The following is a 21,022-nucleotide window of genomic DNA, read 5'->3' as shown; positions in this document are numbered from 1 at the left end:
AGAGTATTTATAAGGTATTACTGTTCATTTTGTTACTCTTTTAACGTTTATATCACAAGTAATTATAAACAAACGATCATTATTTAATGATACCGTTACAAATAGCAAGGTATCCTATCGAGACCATAGACATTTAAGATAAAAGAATGAATGGAACTGTAACATCGATTAAAACCACAAGTCCTTAAAAAGCTAACCTAATGAGATAATGAAAAATTACATTTCTACCATTTTACTGTTGCTTTTTACAACACTTTCTTTTGCCCAAATAAAGAAAAGTCTGCAAATAGAGAAAACAACAGCTTCCATAAAAATAGACGGAAAATTAACCGAAGACATATGGCAAAACGCACAAGAAGCCAAAGACTTCATTCAGTTTAGACCTACCATGGGTGTTCCAGATTCGGTACATAATAAAACCATTGTAAAAATGGCCTATGACGACACTGCCATTTATGTATCAGCTTATTTGTATGACGACCCTTCAAAAATCGCAAAACAATTCTCTAGCAGAGATAATTTTGCACAGTCAGACTTCTTCGGTTTTATTGTAAACCCTAATAACGATGCGCAAAATGACACCGAGTTCTTTGTATTTGCATCCGGCACACAGGCAGACGCGATTGCAAATCCCAGTATAGGAGAAGACTTCGGCTGGAATGCGGTGTGGAGTAGTGCCGTTCAAATTAATGAAGACGGTTGGTCTCTAGAAATGAAAATCCCATATCGCTGCCTGCGATTTGACAATAAAAACGTAGAAACTTGGGGCATACAGTTCCACCGCAGGTTTAGAAGAGATAACTCACAGTACACCTGGAACGAGCTGGACCCAACTAAAGGAAACATAGGACTCTACCACGGCGAGTTAAAAGGACTCAAAGACCTTAAACCACCGGTAAGATTAGCCTTTTACCCATTTGTCTCTGGAGTAAGCCGCAGTTTTGACGGCAACACACAGACCGATTTTAACGCAGGACTAGATGTTAAATACGGTATTACCGAAAACTTTACCCTAGATGCCACCCTTATTCCAGACTTCAGTCAGGCAGGATTTGATGACGTCTCTCTTAACTTAGGACCCTTTGAGCAAACCTTTTCAGAGCAACGTCAGTTCTTCACAGAAGGTGTAGACCTCTTCAGTAAAGCAAATCTCTTTTTCTCTAGACGTGTCGGTAGCGCACCATCTACATTTCCTAGCACCAGTAGTACAGAAGACGTCATAGACTATCCAGAATCTGTAAAAGTACTCAACGCATTAAAAGTATCTGGTAGGACTAAAAACGGTTTGGGCATCGGACTCTTTAATAGCATTACAGATAAGACCTATGCCACCATAGAAAACACCATCACTGGCACGCGTAGAAAAGAACTCGTAGAACCGCTTACTAATTATAACATCATAGTCGTAGACCAACAATTCAATAAAAACTCCAGCGCCGGTATCATAAATACCAACACCACACGCAACGGCGGTTTTAGAGATGCAAACGTTACCGCACTCTTTGCAGATATTGTAAATAAAACCAATACCTATAACATACAAGGTCAGGTAAAAATGAGCCATTTAAACCTAGAGACCGGCACACAGTCAGGTTACAGCACCTTTTTCAGAGCACAAACCATAAGCGGCAACTGGCGTTATAACTTCGACCACAGCTATGCAGATTCTCAGTATGACATCAACGATCTCGGACTACAGTTCAGAAACAACTTTAACGACTTTGGCATCAACGCTACCTACCGCACTTTTAAACCAAAAGGAAAATGGAACAATATCTATGTAAATACCTATGTAGATTATACCAGACTGGCTAATCCTGGCACCTTTACAGGACTAGAACTAGGCGGTCACATAGACGCTACCACAACCACACTTAATAACTACGGCTTCAGTTTAGGCTTTTCTCCAGGGAAACAATACGATTATTTTGAACCTAGAAAAGAAGGCAGTTTCTTTATCACTAAAAATGTAGCCAACTCAAATATATGGTTTAATTCTAATGATAATAAGAAACTAGCCATAAGTGCAAACGGTGGGATAGAAACCTTTATAGAAAAAGATAGAAATTACCTGAACTACTGGTTTGGTTTTGGACCACGCATGCGATTTAATGATAAATTTGTACTCAGTTATTTCTTTGATAGAGAATATTATAAAGCAAATAGAGGCTACGTCACCCAGGTAGGAGAAGACGTCATCTTTGGCGATCGCGACCGTATAGAAATAGAGCAAATTCTTAACGCCAGCTATAATTTTAATCCCTACCACACACTATCACTTACCTTGCGACACTATTGGGGTATTGTAGAATACGACGACAGCCTGTTTTCTCTTAAAGAAAACGGTCGCCTAGACCGCACCACAGGATATACCGCCAGCACATTACCTAGCGATCCTAATATCAACTTCAGTACCTGGAATTTTGACCTCGGTTATTCCTGGCAGTTTGCCCCAGGCAGCTTCATGACCGCACTGTATAGAAACCAGTTATTTAATAGAGACACACAGGCTATGGAAAATTTTAATAGCAGTTTTAATACCCTATTTGACCAGCCCATTAACCACACCATATCCTTAAAAGTGCAGTACTTCCTTGATTATAATCAGTTGCCAAGCTTGTTTAAAAGTAAAAAGAAAAAGAACAGTTTCATGTAAAATAAAAAGTAGGATAACGGTTCCGCTTTCGCGAAAGCTAAATAAAAACCAACACCACCACACCATATAAACTTCATAAAAAACCAGCCCATACGCTGGTTTTTTTTATGCCCTATAACAAACAAATAAAAACCCAATAACAACCAAAAATTACACTAGAAGTGCCACACCACAAGACAGCAGTGACCTGTGCATGGTTACCTAAGCAAAGAACAGAAAAGTATACCAAAAAAATAAACCACCATTACGGGATACCGTAAAGATCATAATCCAAGTAGTCATAGATTTACGGTTGTTATAGAAATAGAGCAGTTTTGTAATTAAGAATAACGTGCAAAATTAATGCATCGCATTGTTAATAAGAGCTTTTATATACACTCTTTGCAAAAGGTTTAGTATAAGGGGTTTTAGGATGTTGCTTTAATATTAAACTTAAGTTCAAGTGAGTATAAAATGATTGACTTACAAAATTTAGACATAAAAGAAAATGATATTCTATTCTTTGACATGGATGGAACATTGGTGTATACAGATTTCGCAAATTTTTTATCATATAGAAAAGCTATACAATTGTACACTGAAGTAGATATTAAAATGGATTTCAACACAAATAAAAGATTTAATCGTGCTTTACTAAAAATAGCATTACCTGACTTGAAAGAAGATGAATATGAAAAAATTATACTAAAGAAAAATGAAAACTATAAAGAACATTTATCGGAAACAAAATTAAACAATTCAGTATTGGACATTCTACTTAAATATTCTAGAACAAATAGAACAGTATTGGTAACAAATTGTCGTGAAGACAGAGCGATGATGACATTAAATTATCATAATCTAACCGAAAAATTTAGTGATATTTTTTTTAGAAATATTTTAAATAATGGAGTACGTATAAACAAATACAAAAATGCAATAACAAGTTTGAGACTACCAGTTCAATCTGTTATTGCTTTTGAAAATGAAATTTGTGAAATTGAAGATGCAATTCTAGCAGGAATTTTGAATAAAAACATATTAAGAATTTAAATTATGACAGAATTTACAATCGATCAAAATCAATACTTAACACAAAGTATACGAGGTTTTTATCATACAGATTTTGGTGGTGTTAATCTTCCAAACAATCCTAATTATTTATATAAATTAAAGAATGACCCTCATCATAATTGGTCTGAAGAGAGGATACGCCAATGTCAACAGCAATTATTAAAAGTATTACTTATTGAACTTCCAGAAATATATAATTTACTTAATAAAAATCCATTGACAATTTGTGTTGTGCCACGAGCGAAAGCTGAGAATTCTTATAATCCAAATCAATTACTATTTAAAGATACAGTTAAAGGTGCAGTAATTACTTTAGATAATAATTTCATTGATGGAACAAACTATATCCAGCGACATACAAATACAAAAACAACTCACCTTCGACAACCTATTAATGGATATAATAATGATGGTTTAAATCCATATGTTGGAATTACAAATGCTACCTGCAATTTATCAAATAGTGTTGTTGGTAAGGATATTTTATTAATTGACGATATTTACACAAGGACTGTAAATATTGATGAAGATGCAATTCAATCTTTAATTAGTAAAGGTGCAAATTCGGTTTCGTTCTATGCAATTGGAAAAACTGTTTACAATAATCAAAAATAAAATGAAATATACAGACAACGCAATCAATATAATAACAACAAAAACCTACAAAGGAGTTGGTAGAGCTTGGATAATTAAAAATTTGAGAGGTAATGAAAGTGTCGATAAAATTGTTTCATTATTAAATAGTAACTCAAAACAGAAAGAACTAATAACTGTTAATGATTTCGAATTTAACAAAAGTCAAACCATAAATCAAATTGAAATATTTGAAGAAAGTTGTGATGGAATTGTTGCAATCGGAGATGAAAATTTTCCAAAACATAGAGGAGTTGTAAAGGAAAGCGAAAGGCCTATATTTCTCTTTTACAAAGGAGACATAAGTTTAATTGATTTTGTAAATAACAACATTTCTGTTATCGGACTTTTGAATCCAGATGAAACAATTGAAAGTAGAGAAAAAAAAATAGTTGCTGAAATTGTTAAAAAAGGAATGACCATTGTTAGTGGTTTAGCATTTGGCTGTGACAGTATTGCTCATAAACAAGCACTTATAGGAGGGAAAACTGTAGCCTTTTTACCAAGTCCCCTGTATAAAATAATGCCTGCTAAAAACAAAAAATTAGCATTTGAAATTTTTGAAGAAGGCGGACTTTTGATATCCGAATATTTCGACGAGCATAAATCTGGAATGGATTTAAGTAGTCGATATAAAGAACGTGACAGATTACAAGCTTTATATTGTGATACTATCATTTTAGCTGCGAGTTACGCGCAAGACACAGCTGAAAAATGGAATTTATATGGTCAAAAACTCGATAGTGGTGCAAGATTAGCTATGGGATTTGCAAAAGATTATAATATTCCACGAGCTGTTATGTATGACCGAATACTTGATAAAAATAATCCAATGTTTGATTTAAATCGAAAGTTAATTAATGATGACGATTCTGTAACAATTTTAACTCAAAAAAGTTTAGAAGAAATTATAGAATATATTGATTTAAATAAAGAAAAGGCGGTTAAACAACAAAATTTTCAGACTGGTTTATTCGGATAAACATTGAATAGAAATATTCCCCAGCTGGAGCTAATATGCAGTGCCGTTAATGACAATTTGTACTCTGTAGGCTCTAGTATATAAAGCTGCTAGTGTCAGTTTGTAATTGGAACCAATAGGAGTAAACATACATAGTTAAAATTTAAAAACCTGGCTTGTGCTTAATATGAAATTCATTTTCTAATTTGCATCCTACGAGTCATACACATAAACGTTAGCAATAATATTAAAAAAACATTGAGAAAACTATTACTAATTTCTTTTGACTTTATTAGAGAAGGTGAACCTAACACTTCATTAGCGATTGGTTCAATTATGTCATATTTGTATACCAAGGAAGAATATGGTTCTGAATTTGAGGTAAAGCATCATACCATAAATATGTTCTCGCTTAATTCAAACACAACAAGTTTGGATATAGCTCAAGAAATTGCATATGTCGATTTCAACTCATTTAATTTTATTGCAATTTCTGCTTACGTTTGGAATGAAAAATACTTAAACGATTTAATGCATATTTTGCGAATCAAGTATTCGTTTTCTGGGAAATTTATTTTAGGTGGTTATCAAATTTCATACTCTAACAATCCTTCTGTCGAATATCCCAACTGTGACTTGTTTGTTGATGGATATGGAGAAGATACAGTTTATCAAATATTAATGGGGAAATACAAAGCTGGCTTAGTCAAATCATCTTTGGAGTTTAGTGATATACCATCGCCTTATACGACAGGTATTATTCCAATAAGTGAAAATCAATCAAAAGTCAGAATTGAAACTAAAAGAGGTTGTCCTTACAAATGTACATTTTGCGCTCATAGAGATTTGACTAATAACAAAGTGCTAATAAAAGCCAATGACCGTGTTTTTGAGGAGTTGATATTCTTCAAAAATATGAATGTAAATAAGATAAATATTTTAGACCCAATTTTCAATGCAGGTAAAGACTATTTAGTTATTCTTAATAAAATGGTCTCTATAGGTTTAACATCTCTGGTTAGTATTCAAACGAGATTTGAGACGATTTCAGGAGAAAAGGGTCAAGAGTTTTTAAATCTTTGTGAAAAACTAAATATTCATTTAGAGTTCGGTTTACAAACAGCTATTAGAAATGAAAGTATTTTGATTAAAAGAAAAAACCAACCTGAAAAAATAGCGTCTGTAATGGAAGAATTGAATAATCGAGGTATTAGTTATGAAGTAAGTTTGATTTACGGATTACCTTCTCAAACTTTGAATTCTTTCAATGAAAGCATAAAATTTTTGAAAAAGAATGGTTGTCATAATATAAAAGCGTTTCCTTTGATGTTACTAAAAGGAACAGAGCTATATTTAGAAAAGGAGAAATATAAAATGGAAGAAAAAACCATTAATGAATTTGACATTCCTGTTGTTGTAAAAAGTGATAGCTTTACAGAAAAAGAATGGTTACAGATGAAAGAAAGAGCTGAAGACTTAGAATATGTCAATGATAGAGTGTAAAAATACTATTGCTAACTTAAGAAGAACTGTGGTAAAAAACAAGTGAATTTCATTTAATTTCTAACAAGTACTCTTCTATATTTATCATCGTATATAGTTTACAAGTAGCTAGTTGTTTAATATAAGTTAAAGCATATTTGGGAAGTCACTAAATTTTTAGATTTGACGATTATCCAAAAACAAAATAAATAGTAAAATTTAAAAATTCGGCTTGTGTTTCATCTGAATATTATCGCTTATTTTCAGCGCTAATTTTCATATACACGACCGTTGTGGTGCATTTAGAGAAACATTCGGCTTAACAATATTATGGAGTTATTAGATTTTATATTCTGAGTAGAAAAGGAAAAAAGAAAAAGGATTTTCATAAGTTTCTCCTGCTGGCTCTAGTATACAAAGCTGCTAGTGCCAGTTTGTAACTGGTACCCACAAGAGCAAATCACAACATAAATTACTGCTCTAGACTATGATTATTTAATAAAATACACCAACTTTATTCAATTTTTCAAATTTATTCCAAGATCCAAGAATCAAGAACCTAGAACCACCAAAAAAACATGAAAAACCTTTTGTACCTTGTTATTCCATTCCTTTTGTTTTCCTGTGCTTCAAAAGAATCTATCAATAATAACTCAGAATCTTATCACCCAATTCCAAACAAAGAGGTTAGGTTCAATTATGTAAATTCAAATTCATTTATCTCACATAAATATTTGAATAAAACAGAATCAAAAATCGGTAATAATTATTTAGTTCTTCAAGTTAGTTATTCTTGGGGTAAAACTGTTGAGAATCTTTATAGATCAGATAATGGAAATATTATGTACTACGATAAGAAATCCAATAGTGATAATTTGATCATGCCAAAAGACCCTAAAGTTGGTTTTACATGGTATAATAATGATAAGTCTTGGGAATATGAGATAGTAGATTTAAATGCAAATCTAGAAACACCAACCAATAAATACAGTAAGCTGTTAGTCATGAGAGCAACTCAAATTGCAAACCGTGATAGCGTTAAACTAAAAGAATATTTAAATTATTACCAAATAGGAATTGGTCAGATAGCTAGTTTTGGTAATGGGAAATTAATGACTTACAGATTATAACGGTCAGACAATATTTGCTCTACTAGTGCCAGTTTGTAACTGGTACCGACAAGAGTAAACCACAACATTAATTACTGCTCTAGAAATATAGTGTATTTTCACAACCACCCAACCTCAAAAACCAACTAACATAAATGAAAACCTTTACTTTTTTACTATTTGTGCTATTCTTAAATTTAGGATTTGCACAATCTGAGAAGATCACTATTAAAACAGACCATCTAGAAGAGGCAAATTACCTCAGAATGGATGATTTCTATCTGACACATTACCTTTATATCGATCTGTTTTTAAGAGAAAATCTTTTTCCTGACGCAACTCCAGAAGAAGTGTCATCTATTCTTACAGCTCTTAAAACATACGTTTCTGTAGATAATAAACTAGATATAGAAATTGAAAAACCTGGTGAAAACAACTACTTAATTCGTTTTGTCATTTTAAAGAAAGAAGATGGTACAGAACTTTTAATTGCTTTTACAAATTGGACAGCTAGGGATAAGAGATTTGAAAAAGAAATCAAAACATCAAATGATTCTTATACCAGATGGTATTTTCTAAATGGTGATAAAATGACCTATAGAAAAGATATGTCGAGTGAGAATGATTATTTAAGTATGAATAAATCAGACGTAGCAAATGCATTCTTATTTGACGAGTTAGCAGATAATGATTCTGAGGTACGTAGCTCGATAGAAGAATATTTAAAGCAAGATGGTCTCAGTGCTTCTGATCAAATAATGGCCAACTTGATTCTTTTAAAATATCAATTTTTTCAAAAAGAAGATTTAGACACCCAAATAACATATTTAGAAGATTTGTTTGAAAAGAACATGGGTAATCCTAACCTTAGAGGTTTACAAGCTGCTTTTACAGCCACAAAATTCCAAATAAAGTTGAGTATATAGTTTTAAACTATAATGGTATTCTAAGCTCAAAGAGTCACAACACGATTCTTTGAGCTTTTTTTATGTTTAAATAGGAAGGTATGTCAGCAATTCAGTCCTTTTTAGGCTTGCTGTTTCGAGTATTGTTAAGATTAGAGTTCTTAAAATCAAGCTCTTTTAACTCTTTATTTAGATTTAATATAAATAATTTGGTCAGTCCGATATTGGTAGATACTTTTGCCGAAAATTAACTATCCATATTAAGTCTAAATAAAAATAATGAAAAACTTACTGACTATTTTCACCTTATTAGTTTTTACTAATATCATTTTTGCGCAAAATGCGAGTATCACAGGAACCGTAACAGATCAGACTCAAGAAGTACTTTTAGGAGTGAATGTTGCACTTAAAAATACTTCAATAGGAGTACAAACAGATGTAAATGGAGCTTTTGAAATAAACCATCTTGAAAATGGAGATTATGTACTTTCTATATCCTACATAGGTTTTAAAACTAAAGAAGTTCTTGTTTCTATTGTAAACAATCAAAACGTACAACTTAATGCTATTACCTTATATGAAGGTAACGAGATTTTAAATGCCGTTGTCATAGAAGGAGAACGACGTAATAAGTTTTCTAGAAAGAAAACAGCTTATGTTTCAAAGCTACCGTTAAAAGATATTGAAAATACACAAGTATATAGCACGATAACAAATGAGCTATTACAATCACAAGTGGTAACTAATTTTGATGATGCTTTAAAAAATGCAACAGGAGTAGAGCGTTTATGGGCATCTACAGGTCGCGGTGGTGATGGTGCAGGTTATTATGCTTTGCGTGGTTTTTCTGTACAACCACAATTAGTAAATGGATTACCAGGTTTAACTAATGGAACTATAAATCCTGCAAACATAGAGCGCATCGAGGTTTTAAAAGGACCGTCTGCAACCTTGTTCGGTAATGCAGTAAGTTCTTATGGAGGTCTTATCAATGTAGTAACTAAAAAGCCATATGTAGGTACAGGTGGAGAGCTTTCTTTTACATCCGGTAGTTATGGACTTAATCAAATAGTAGGTGATTATAACACAGCGTTAAGTAAAGAAGATGATCTATACTTTAGAATAAATACCGCTTACACGACAGAGCAAAGTTTCCAAGATGCTGGTTTTAGAAAATCATTCTTTGTAGCGCCATCTTTATCTTACAAAGTAAATAATAGATTATCATTCTCTTTCTATGGAGAAATTACTCAGGCAGAACAAACCAATCCTACCTTTTTATTCTTGAATAGAAGTGCACCATCTGCATCTTCTAATTTAGATGAGTTAGGATACAATAATAAGTTGTCCTTTACAAGCAACGATCTAACCCTAGAAAACCCTACTCAAAATTATAGAGTAGAGATGGATTACAAATTGTCTGATACATGGCAGTCACAAACTTTATTATCTAAAAGTTCTACATCGACTACTGGTTATTATTCTTATTTGTTTGATTTCGGTATTTTAGAAGGAGATACCTTTTCAAGATTTATCAGTAAACAAAATGCAAATACTCATACTACTGATATCCAACAAAACTTCATTGGAGATTTTGAAATAGCTTCTTTAAGAAATAGAATGGTAATAGGTCTGGATTACTTAAACGCTACAGAGACTAATAATAATACTGGTTTTGCTTTTTATGGAAATATAACACCAGACGGTGGTTCAAATGGTGATAATCCATTTACAGCAGCAGTAGAAGATACGGCATTCCCACTTTCTACATCGGCTGTAGATGCAGCACTAGCAACTCAAGGAGTAGGTAATCTTAAATCTAGATTTAGTATTTACAGCATTTATGTATCTGATGTTCTAGATATTACTGATAATCTTTCTGCTATGGTAGGATTACGTTTAGACAGATTTGACAACGAAGGGGACATTGCTAATGCAGATGATGATTATGATCAAACTACGTTATCTCCAAAGTTCGGTTTAGTTTTTCAGCCAATAAAAGATAAATTATCTGTTTTTGGAAATTACCAAAATGGATTTACAAATGTTGCACCTCAATTAGTAGGAGATCCAGGAACTGGCCCACAAACGTTGCAAACTTTTGATCCTGAAGAAGCAAATCAATTTGAATTCGGAATCAAGACCAATTTTTTCAATAACCGTTTAAACGCAACTGTTAGTTATTACGATATCAAAGTTAAAGACCGTGTCATTACAGATCCTTCTTCTCCATTTAATAAAATTCAAGGTGGTGAAGTGGTAAGTAAAGGTTTTGAAATAGAGATTAATGCAAACCCAATCAAAGGGTTAAACATTAGAGCAGGTTATAGTAATAATGATAGTGAAACCACAGAAACTGATAATCTTGAAATATTAAACCGTAGACCATTAGAAGCTGGACCAGAGACATTATATAACTTTTGGGCAAACTATGAATTTCAACAAGGTAGTTTAGATGGTTTTGGAATAGGTTTAGGTTTTAATGGAGCTAGTGAGCGCTTTGCAATCAACTATCTATCTACAGGAGAATTTATCTTACCTAGTTATACTATTTTTAATACATCAGTGTTTTATCAAGCAGATAAGTATCGAGTTGGTTTGAAACTTAATAATGCTCTTAATAAAGAATATTATACAGGATGGACTACCATCAACCCTCAAATGCCTAGAGCATTACTAGCAAATATTTCTTACCAATTTTAATTAATCATTTCATAAGAGCAACTCCTATAACATGGGGTTGCTCTTTATAAATTTTAGTGCATGTCATTTAAAAAATTCATTTTTCAACTGCATAAAATTTTAGGCCTTGCGACAGGTCTTGTCGTATTTTTAGTTGCTATTACTGGTTGTTGTTGGACTTTTAGAGAAGAGATAGAAAGTCTATATGATGATTATAAAAAAGTAACACCTCAAAGCAATGCGATACTAACACCTACTGAGGCAAAAACCTATGCAGAAGAAGTTTTTCCTGATAATACAGTTCATGGTACCGTTTTTAAAAAAGCAGATGATGCGATAGAAGTAATTTTTTATGATGCAGAACCAGAGTTTTATCAAAGTGTATTTTTAGATCCTTACACCGGTAAAGTGATACAAGTAGATAATCATATGACTGGTTTTTTTGCATTTATACTAGAAGGTCACATGCGTTTGTGGTTGCCTAAAGAGATAGGAGAACAAGTAGTAGGAGTATCCATCCTAATTTTTATTCTAATTATTATTTCAGGATTCTTTTTGTGGGTTCCTAAAAAGCGTAAAAACCTTAAGCAACGCGTTAAGTTTGATTGGAAAAAAACAACTCGTTGGAAAAGGAAAAACTTTGATCTTCATACGGTGGTTGGATTTTATATAAGTTCGTTTGCTTTAATTATTGCTTTTACAGGATCCATGATGTCCTATGATTGGTTAAAGTACGTGGTCTATATTTCTACTGGAGGAGAAAAAGAAGCTCGTTTTATTATTCCAGAAAATGAAGGCAATCAGTTAGTAGATAACGATGTTATTCCTATGGATAATTTAATAGTAAAATTATTAAAAGAAAATCCAGAAGCTGAAGGTTTTGAGTTGCATTATCCTAATTCTGCTCAAGAGAGTATTTATGTAGAAGTATCTAATAGTGAAGGCTTATTCTATGATTCTGATTTTCGTTTTTTTGATCAAAATACCTTAGAAGAATTAGAGACACCTAGTGTTTTTGGAAAATATGAAAATGCTGATGTAGCAGATAAAATTCAGAGAATGAATTATGATATTCACATAGGTGCCATAGGTGGTATAGTAGGTAAAATCATTGCTTTTTTAGTTAGTTTAATAGTAGCAAGTTTACCAGTTACTGGAGTATTATTATGGTATGGAAGAAATTATAAAAAGAAAAAATTAAATGTGAATTAAGCCATTCGAACAGAAATTAAAGATTCTGTTAATGGTAATTGTTCTAAAGTAGAATTTTATAATTTGCACTTCAATATTCAAAATTAATCTGAGCGATAAAATAGAATAAGAAGTTGCTTAGATTTAAAAACAAACACAATGAGCACATTAAGAGAATTAACAGACGCCAAAATAGCCATGGGTAGAAAAAACAACCCAGAATTTATGAAAGGCGTAGATGCGATTATTGAAAATGCCAAAGAGTTTGAACTGGGTAAACATGCCATAAAAATAGGGGAGAAAGCTCCTGTATTTAAATTGCCTAACGCTCAAGGAGAATATGTAGAGTTAGCTAGCTTGTTGAAAAATGGCCCAGTAGTCATCACATTCTACCGTGGTAGCTGGTGTCCATACTGTAATTTACAGTTAAGAGCATTACAAGATAAGTTAAACGATATTAACGCGTTAGGTGCACAATTAATAGCCATAAGTCCAGAAGTACCAGATGGATCATTGACAGAGAGCGAGATCAGTAAAATGGACTTTACCGTTTTATCAGATCAAGATGCGCAAGTTGCCTCACAATATGGTGTCGCTTGGGAAGTGCCAGAATTTTTAATGGAACACATGAGAGTAGATCGCGATCTGGACTTAAAAAAGATCAATAATGGTAACGCGAGTGTTTTACCCATTCCAGCGACTTTCATACTAGGAACTGACGGTACCGTAAAATGGAATTATGTAAACGCAGATTATAGAACACGCTCAGAACCAGAAGAGATCGTAGAGGCGCTTAAAAAACTTGCTTAAAACCATATTCGGTAATTATTACCCTATACCATTCCACATAACTTTGAGGATAAGAAATGCTTTTATATATGTACTTTCTTATCCTTAAAAAGTTATTGCCTATTAGAATTATTTGAAAAATAATTAAATATCTAGATTTTACAATCATCAATTCCATAAGGAAACTTAAATTTTAAGAACAATTATCTAATCTAGATTTATAAAAAATGATAATCCGTACGCCTATTTTTTCATTTATTGAGAAAGCGTACGATTCAGTTATTCATGCTGTTTTCATGCCTATTGTATAAGCTATTACTTGTAATTTTGCAGCTTTAAAAGGGAGCAGCACAGATGGATAATTTGCATAAATTAGAATTGAGTAAAGAAGAGATGAGAGCCTACGGTTATAAGGTAATCGATACTCTAGTAGATCATTTTACAACACAAAATGATAAAAGTCCAGTAGCGATAGCTAGCCGTAAGGAGATGGACGATATCTTTCAGGAAGACGTACCTAATTTACCTAGTGATCCAGACCAGGTGCTTGACTTTGTAACGCAACATGTGTTACCTAATAGTAATATAGTTTCCCACCCTAAATCCTATTCTTTTGTGCCAGGACCTAGCAATTATGTAAGCGTCATGGCAGACACACTTGCAACAGGTTTTAATATATTTTCTGGTGGTTGGGCAGCATCTCCTGCTGCGGCAGAGTTAGAGATCGTTACCATGAACTGGTTGCTTAAATTATTCAAATTCCCTGCAAAAAAAGGTGGTGGTATTTTTACCAGTGGTGGTTCTATGGCAAACCTTACCGCACTAGTTACCGCAAGAAGACAAAAGTGTGGCGACGACTTTTCTAAAGCCGTTATCTACATGTCTGACCAGGCACATTCTTCTAATGTGAAAGCGATACGAGTGATAGGTTTTAAGAAAGAGCAAATACGCATTATCCCAACAGATGGAGAGTTTAAAATGGCTCTCAATAAACTTAAAAACGCGATTTCTAAAGACCGTTTAAGTGGTTTACAACCCTTTTGCATCATCGCATCTGCTGGTACGACTAACACCGGTACGGTAGATCCGCTAGAAGAAATAGGAGCGATCTGTAAAAAAGAAAAACTGTGGTTTCATATCGATGGAGCTTATGGTGGCGCAGCGATGTTATCTCAAAAAGGCAGCAAGGCATTAAAAGGAATTGAAAAAGCAGATTCTCTTACTATAGATCCGCATAAATGGTTGTATCAACCTTATGAAATGGGTTGTTTACTAGTGCGTAAAAGCAAGTGGCTGCACGATACATTTGTAGAAAAACCAGAATATTTAAGAGATATAGAAGGTAACACGTCAGAGATTAATTTCTATGACCATGGTATACAACTTACCAGACGTTTTAGAGCGCTCAAGTTTTATATGTCTCTGAAAACATTCGGATTAGAAGCTTTTAGAAAAGCCGTAAGTTATAACATCAACATAGCCGAAGATGTAGAAACCATGCTTAGAAAAAGCAGTAAATGGGAAGTAGTTTCTCCTGCTACACTGGCCATTATCAACTTTAGATACAATCCCATAGACCTAGATTTAAACGACGCACAGATAGATGCTCTTAACCAGGAGATTTCTAAACGTATCATAGAATCTAAGGAATCTTTACTAGTGACTACGGTGCTCAATAATCAGGTCGTGTTACGAATGTGTTTGATAAACCCACGTACGACTATGGACCACATCATGGAGACCTTTACTGCATGTGAGAAATTTGCAAGCCTTATTCTAGAAGAGCAGTCTGTTAAATGATTAAAAGATAGTTAGTGTTCCGCTTTCGCGAAAGCGGAATAATTACACAATTACTTGTTAAATAAATACTTATTAAGATTATATTTTAATTTATTGTGAATTTGGTAATTATTTTTGATTAAAATAACAACCATGGAATTTATTGAAATCACAGAAATACTGATCAAATTAGTAGTCGGTTTAAGCATATTAAAGGTATGGCTCATTAATCGCGATAAAGCAACGCCATGGCGAGGTGGAAACGCTAGCAGCATGCAAGAAGAATTTGCAACATATGGTCTATCAAAAAATGCCATGATGATAGTAGGTACGCTTAAATGTCTATTTGCCGTATTGATATTAGTTTCTATCTATTACAAAGCTGTAAAATATACAGGCGCTGTAGGAATCGCACTTCTTATGTTAGGAGCGATAGTGATGCATTTTAAGATCAATGATCCTATTAAAAAATCTGTACCAGCAGCGATATTTTTACTATTATCTCTAGCGATACTATTTATCTAGAGCATGTCTATAAATTTATAGCAAATTATACCACAAAGTACCATAAAGATTAAAGCCGGCGACGATTTATAAACGCCGTCTTTGATCTTTACTCGTACTATAAAACCAGCTAGCATCAATAAACTCAACCCTGCAGATGCTGCGATACCTATGTACGTATTAAAAATTCCTACTATTAAACCTGCTGCACCTATAAGTTGAAGGACGCCAGTTATTAAGCGTTGCAACATACTTAAACCAAATCTGGTAAATTCTAATCTCATGTGCGATGAGAACAAGCAAGTAATGCCAAAAAATACAAATGACACGATGGTAAAATAGAGTAGGAGATCAAATGTTTTCATGCGTTTAAATTACAGCAATACCGCACACCATACCGTTAATTATTTGTTGAAATTAAGAATAAGAGTTTTACGCTATTTATTTTAAAAAGCTCTTCGCCTAAGATTAGACGAGGTGAGGTTTTGTAAAAACCTCGGAGTGGTTGATGCGGTGCTGGAAACTAGCACTAGATTAGGAATTTATTCTAGAAACCATTTACTTATCAAAAAAGCAGGAAAGCTCCTCGCCTAAGATTAGGCGAGGTGGGGTTTTGCAAAAACCTCGGAGTGGTTGATGCGGTGTTGGAAAGTTGCACTGGACTTAGAACTTTTTGAAGAATCTAGATAATTAAAAACACCGCGCAACCTTTCCGACCAAATCTGCGCTGCGCTGCGATTTGCCCACCTTTCCTTAACTAAGGAAAGGAGTTTTTAGTTTTGTTATTTATTTAAAAGCTTATAGTTAAACTAAAAAGCAGGAAAGCCCCTCGCCTAAGATTAGGCTAGGTGAGGTTTTGCAAAAACCTCGGAGTGGTTGATGCGGTGCTGGAAAGGTACAGTGGATTTAGAATTTATTTCAGAACCTAGATAATTAAAAACACCGCACAACCTTTCCGACCAAATCTGCGCTGCGCTGCGATTTGCCCACCTTTCCTTAACTAAGGAAAGGAGTTTTTAGTTTTGTGTGGTGATAAATAGAATTATTTAATAAACGACATCGCTTTTCATGGCAGCAATACGCTGTTGCAAACTTGGGTGAGAATAATGAAACCATACATAAGCAGGATGTGGTGTGAGATTACTCAAGCTCGTTTTAGAAAGCGTTTTTAAACCGCTTATTAATGGCTCTTTTTTGTACGTACTTTTTGCATAATAATCTGCTTGATATTCAAATCTTCTAGAAAGCAAACTCATAATAATACTTGTTACTGTCGAGATAGGAGAATACAATAATCCAAAAGCGATTAAACCTATATGAAAAGATGGTATAGCAACTCCTAGCGCTTCAGAAAGTAAGCTGCTGTCTACAAATAGGGAAAATAACCACAATGTAAAACCAGTAGTTAAAGTACCAGCGATAAGATTATAAATAATATGTTTTCTTTTATAATGACCTACTTCATGAGCTAGTACAGCTACTATTTCTTCTTCGGTTAATTGTTCTATTAGGGTATCGTACAACGTCACACGTTTCTCACTACCGAAACCGCTGAAATATGCATTGGCCTTAGTAGATCTTTTACTTCCATCTATAACAAAAATCTTGTCCAGTTGAAAACCTACCGTAGCAGCATAATCACTTATCTTATTTTTTAAATCGCCATCTTCTAATGGTGATTGCTTATTGAAAAGCGGTACAAATAATTTGGCATAAAACATATTCATAAATAGCGATATTACAAATATCAGTATCCATACATACCACCAGAAATTATCGCCAGCCCAATTATAACAAAGGATGATTAACGATAGAATAGCGCCACCCAAAATGGCGGTAAGTGCATATCCTTTTATTTTATCTAGAATAAAGGTCTTTACCGTCGTTTTATTAAAGCCAAATTTTTCTTCTATCACAAAGGTAGAGTAGATAGAAAAAGGCAGCGAAATGATCTCACTCGCTAGCATGATAATACCAAAAAATAATAAAGCTACTAAGATTTCATTTTGCGCATAAGATCGTGCGATCTCATCTACTAGAGCAAAACCTTTGAAGAATAAAAACAACAGCATACTGATAAAGGAAAAGGTGCTGGATAACAAGCCAAATTTAAAATTAGTCTTTTTGTATTCTTGAGATTTATCATACTCTGCAGCATCATAAACATCGGTAAGTTCTTGTGGTACAGGCTTTGAATACCAGGTATAGTTGAGAAAACCTAAAATGCGTTCTAATAAGAAATCAAAAACAAGAATTCCTATAATGATGTAAAATACAGTAGATGGTGTCATAAAAGTAAAGGTCGTAACTTATTTAAAATCTCTTTGTCTTTTTGCCTCAAAAATCATGATCGCAGCACTTACAGACACATTCATAGAGTCTATCTCGCCAGACATAGGTATAATGATGTTTGCCTTTGCAGCGGCTCTCATTTCTTCAGAAAGTCCTGTGGCTTCAGTACCTACAGCTATGGCGCTGGCATTTCTATAATCTATACGGTCATAACGCTCACTACTTTGTAAAGTTGCGGCATATAAATCGATGTTTTTATCGCTTAAGAAACCTATTAATTCTTCTGTGCTGCACACGGCGGTAGGAATGGTAAATAGACAGCCCACACTAGATCGTATCACATTAGGATTGTAAAGATCTGCCGTTGGGTTTGCTATGATTACAGCATCTACTTTGGCAGCATCGGCTGTTCTTAATAGAGCGCCTAGATTACCTGGTTTCTCCGTAGATTCTGCAATGAGGATTAATGGTGTGTCAGTTAGTTCTAGATCATTTAATTGTTGGGATCTCGCTTTCGCGAAAGCGATACAACCTTCTGTACCACTGCGATAAGCCATCTTTTCATAGACTTCTTGCGTTACAGATATAATTTCTGGTGACTGATGAATCTCTAATTTTGAGTACACATCTTGTGCCGTAAATGTGTTGGTGTCGAGTAGGATAGGGCCGCAAACTAAGATCTGTTCCATGATAAATTTACCTCTAGTAGCTAGCAAAATCTCGCGCTGTCCTTCTATGATAAAAAGGCCTTCTTTTTTACGAGCTTTGCTTTTACGTTGCAGTTGTTCTACGTGACGTATAACGGCATTATTAGGGCTAGAGATGTGTTTCATAGTACAAAAATAGGTTTTTAAAGCAGATGAAATGTATCTTTGAATATAAACCTATACAATATGAATTTTCATACTAGAAAATGGATAAAGCCAGAGGATTTAAATCCTAATGGGACGCTTTTCGGCGGTAGATTATTAGAATGGATTGATGAAGAAGCGGCACTTTATGCGATTATACAAATCGAGAATCAAAAAGTAGTTACTAAATACATGAGTGAAATCAACTTTGTAGCCAGTGCAAAAACTGGTGACATCGTAGAGATAGGACTAGAGGTAAATAAATTTGGTAAAAGTTCTATCGATTTAAAATGTGTGGTGCGTAATAAAATGACCTATGACACGATTATTACTATTGAGAACATAATTTTAGTAAATCTAGGTGAGGACGGTAAACCACTTGCACACGGTAAAACTGAGGTAGAATACCAGAGTGAGCGTATGAAAAAGAAAGGCTTTGAATAAATTAAGCCTTTTTAAGGTCTTCTTCTAAGTACTTTCTTTCCATCCAGAAAGTTCCAAATGGAACTACAGACATAGCAAGAACTATAAAGAGTTTTTTGAGATCCCATTTAAGGATCTGGCTTACAACTATAGCCATGACCACATAACTAAGGAAAAGGAAACCATGTGCCATTCCCATAATTTTATTAGGTAGTAAAATACCACCTAAATATTTAAGAGGCATGGTTAGAAAAAGGATGAATAAAAAGGAGTAACCTTCTACTATAGCTAGATATTTGAATGTTTTAAGCATCTTTTTTTGCACGTTTATCTTGAAGTGACAAAGGTAGTTTACAAAGCTGATTCTCTTACATTATTTAAGTTTATATTTTTTTTGTTAAGCATTAATTAAATCCTTTAGATTATCAATCTCTATACTATTTTTACATCATGAATGATAATCAACCACATATTACTATTATAGGCGCTGGAGTAAGCGGTCTTACTGCAGCTGTTACATTGCAAAACGCTGGATATAAATCAACTGTTTATGACGCAAATTCATTTGTAGGCGGTCGTGTAAGCAGTGATGTAGCTTCTGGATTGATATTAGATCACGGCTTTCAAGTAATGCTAGATGCTTATCCTGCGGTTAATGAATTTCTAGATGTTGAGGCTCTAAAATTGCGCAAATTTATACCTGGTTCCTTAATATTTAAAGATGGTAAGACTCATAAACTGGGCGACCCTACTAGAGATAGTAGTTTTTTATGGAGTACGATTACGGCTGGTGTGGGATCTTTAAAAGATAAGTGGTTGGTGTTCTCGCTTTCGCGAAAGCTGAAACAAAAATCACTACAAGATATATTTTCTACTCCAGAGACTACCACTAAGATCTATCTAGAGAATTATGGATTTTCTAACAAGATGATTGCTAGTTTCTTTACTCCTTTTTATACAGGAATATTCTTAGAGACAGAGCTAGCAACGAGTAGTCGCATGTTTGAATTTGTCTTTAAAATGTTTACAGAAGGAAATGCAACGATACCTGCAGGTGGTATCAAAGCGATACCAGAACAACTGGCTGCTCAATTACCTGAAGATTCTATACATCTTAATAACAAGATAACTGCTGTGGTAGGTAATGAGATTTCTCTAGAAAATGGTGAGAAAATAAAGTCTGATTATACTATAGTAGCTACACCAGCAGGAGATTTAGTCCCTAATCTACCTAATGAAAACATGCCGTGGCATCAAGTTACTGTGCTGTATTTTGAAACCGATCATACTGGGTTAGATCAAGCTATTATAGGACTGGTAGCAAACGATGATATATTGATTAACAACTTTCATTTTTTAAATGATGTTTTTGATAATCATAGAAATATCATCAGTGTTTCTGTTATCAAAAAGCATAATTTATCTGATCAACAACTAACAGAACGTGTGGTAAAAGAATTGAGAGAAGAGACTCAAATTAAGGCAAACGAGTTAGTGAAACTATACCATATTAAAAAGGCATTGCCACAACTAGACTCCTTAAATTATTGTATGAACGCGTCAGAAACACAGCTTACCGATAATGTTTTTCTTGCTGGAGATCAATTGAGTAATGGTTCTCTTAACGCAGCGATGTTAAATGGTAAAGCAGCGGCAAATGCTGTTATAAGTAAGATAGAAGGAAGTGTGATTTTATAATTAAAAAACGGTAA

18 protein-coding genes are annotated in these 21,022 nt (G+C 33.8%); 14 read left to right on the top strand and 4 right to left on the bottom strand.

Annotation, left to right across the window (positions count from 1 at the left end):
* Window positions 1-208 precede the first annotated feature (208 nt).
* The 12 genes from ABJF08_RS09070 to ABJF08_RS09015 all read left to right on the top strand — a co-directional run bounded on the left by ABJF08_RS09070 (window position 209) and on the right by ABJF08_RS09015 (window position 15,765).
* Entirely contained in the window at window positions 209-2,656 is a 2,448-nt protein-coding gene (locus ABJF08_RS09070; RefSeq protein WP_348115831.1) for a DUF5916 domain-containing protein, read from the top strand.
* Window positions 2,657-3,109: 453 nt separating this feature from the next.
* The gene (locus tag ABJF08_RS09065; protein WP_348115830.1) at window positions 3,110-3,688 is read left to right on the top strand and encodes an HAD hydrolase-like protein; all 579 of its coding nucleotides are present in this window, start codon (window positions 3,110-3,112) and stop codon (window positions 3,686-3,688) included.
* 3 nt (window positions 3,689-3,691) lie between these two features.
* Complete coding sequence (locus ABJF08_RS09060) at window positions 3,692-4,324, top strand: hypothetical protein (protein WP_348115829.1); 633 nt, start codon at window positions 3,692-3,694, stop codon at window positions 4,322-4,324.
* 1 nt (window position 4,325) lies between these two features.
* Window positions 4,326-5,324, top strand: coding sequence for a DNA-processing protein DprA (locus tag ABJF08_RS09055; RefSeq protein ID WP_348115828.1), 999 nt, complete (start codon window positions 4,326-4,328; stop codon window positions 5,322-5,324).
* Window positions 5,325-5,561: 237 nt separating this feature from the next.
* Window positions 5,562-6,806: a radical SAM protein gene (locus ABJF08_RS09050; protein WP_348115827.1), complete on the top strand. Its 1,245-nt coding sequence runs from the start codon at window positions 5,562-5,564 to the stop codon at window positions 6,804-6,806.
* Window positions 6,807-7,363: 557 nt separating this feature from the next.
* Window positions 7,364-7,915, top strand: coding sequence for a hypothetical protein (locus ABJF08_RS09045; RefSeq protein WP_348115826.1), 552 nt, complete (start codon window positions 7,364-7,366; stop codon window positions 7,913-7,915).
* Window positions 7,916-8,049: 134 nt separating this feature from the next.
* Window positions 8,050-8,820 (top strand): hypothetical protein, encoded by a 771-nt coding sequence (locus ABJF08_RS09040; protein ID WP_348115825.1) that lies wholly within the window; start codon window positions 8,050-8,052, stop codon window positions 8,818-8,820.
* Between the two features lie 258 nt (window positions 8,821-9,078).
* Window positions 9,079-11,502, top strand: coding sequence for a TonB-dependent receptor (locus ABJF08_RS09035; RefSeq protein WP_348115824.1), 2,424 nt, complete (start codon window positions 9,079-9,081; stop codon window positions 11,500-11,502).
* Window positions 11,503-11,562: 60 nt separating this feature from the next.
* Complete coding sequence (locus tag ABJF08_RS09030; RefSeq protein ID WP_348115823.1) at window positions 11,563-12,693, top strand: PepSY-associated TM helix domain-containing protein; 1,131 nt, start codon at window positions 11,563-11,565, stop codon at window positions 12,691-12,693.
* A gap of 138 nt (window positions 12,694-12,831) precedes the next feature.
* Window positions 12,832-13,482: a peroxiredoxin-like family protein gene (locus ABJF08_RS09025; RefSeq protein ID WP_348115822.1), complete on the top strand. Its 651-nt coding sequence runs from the start codon at window positions 12,832-12,834 to the stop codon at window positions 13,480-13,482.
* A 333-nt stretch (window positions 13,483-13,815) separates the two neighbouring features.
* Window positions 13,816-15,261, top strand: a complete 1,446-nt coding sequence (locus ABJF08_RS09020; protein WP_348115821.1) for an aspartate aminotransferase family protein — start codon at window positions 13,816-13,818, stop codon at window positions 15,259-15,261.
* A 132-nt stretch (window positions 15,262-15,393) separates the two neighbouring features.
* Window positions 15,394-15,765, top strand: a complete 372-nt coding sequence (locus ABJF08_RS09015; protein WP_348115820.1) for a DoxX family protein — start codon at window positions 15,394-15,396, stop codon at window positions 15,763-15,765.
* Here ABJF08_RS09015 and ABJF08_RS09010 read toward each other — a convergent pair.
* The 3 genes from ABJF08_RS09010 to ABJF08_RS09000 all read right to left on the bottom strand — a co-directional run bounded on the left by ABJF08_RS09010 (window position 15,762) and on the right by ABJF08_RS09000 (window position 18,869).
* A complete protein-coding gene (locus ABJF08_RS09010) occupies window positions 15,762-16,109 on the bottom strand; it encodes a DoxX family protein (RefSeq protein WP_348115819.1) in 348 nt (115 codons plus the stop codon). The two genes, ABJF08_RS09015 and ABJF08_RS09010, sit on opposite strands and share 4 nt — an antisense overlap.
* A gap of 681 nt (window positions 16,110-16,790) precedes the next feature.
* Window positions 16,791-18,035, bottom strand: coding sequence for a M48 family metallopeptidase (locus ABJF08_RS09005; protein WP_348115818.1), 1,245 nt, complete (start codon window positions 18,033-18,035; stop codon window positions 16,791-16,793).
* A gap of 18 nt (window positions 18,036-18,053) precedes the next feature.
* Window positions 18,054-18,869, bottom strand: a complete 816-nt coding sequence (locus tag ABJF08_RS09000; RefSeq protein WP_348115816.1) for a TrmH family RNA methyltransferase — start codon at window positions 18,867-18,869, stop codon at window positions 18,054-18,056.
* 60 nt (window positions 18,870-18,929) lie between these two features.
* Between ABJF08_RS09000 and ABJF08_RS08995 the strand changes: the two genes are divergently transcribed.
* The gene (locus ABJF08_RS08995) at window positions 18,930-19,331 is read left to right on the top strand and encodes a hotdog domain-containing protein (RefSeq protein WP_348115815.1); all 402 of its coding nucleotides are present in this window, start codon (window positions 18,930-18,932) and stop codon (window positions 19,329-19,331) included.
* Window position 19,332: 1 nt separating this feature from the next.
* On the opposite strand, the gene ABJF08_RS08990 is transcribed toward ABJF08_RS08995, so the two are convergent.
* Entirely contained in the window at window positions 19,333-19,623 is a 291-nt protein-coding gene (locus ABJF08_RS08990; RefSeq protein WP_104515009.1) for a DUF3817 domain-containing protein, read from the bottom strand.
* Between the two features lie 137 nt (window positions 19,624-19,760).
* On the opposite strand from ABJF08_RS08990, the gene ABJF08_RS08985 reads away from it, so the two are divergent.
* A complete protein-coding gene (locus ABJF08_RS08985; protein WP_348115814.1) occupies window positions 19,761-21,008 on the top strand; it encodes an NAD(P)/FAD-dependent oxidoreductase in 1,248 nt (415 codons plus the stop codon).
* The last annotated feature ends 14 nt before the right edge of the window (window positions 21,009-21,022 follow it).

The sequence above is a fragment of the Nonlabens sp. genome (assembly GCF_039941875.1).
Classification (GTDB): domain Bacteria; phylum Bacteroidota; class Bacteroidia; order Flavobacteriales; family Flavobacteriaceae; genus Nonlabens.
Note: the sequence above shows the minus strand (reverse complement) of the source record. Positions and strands in the feature narration are given on the sequence as shown.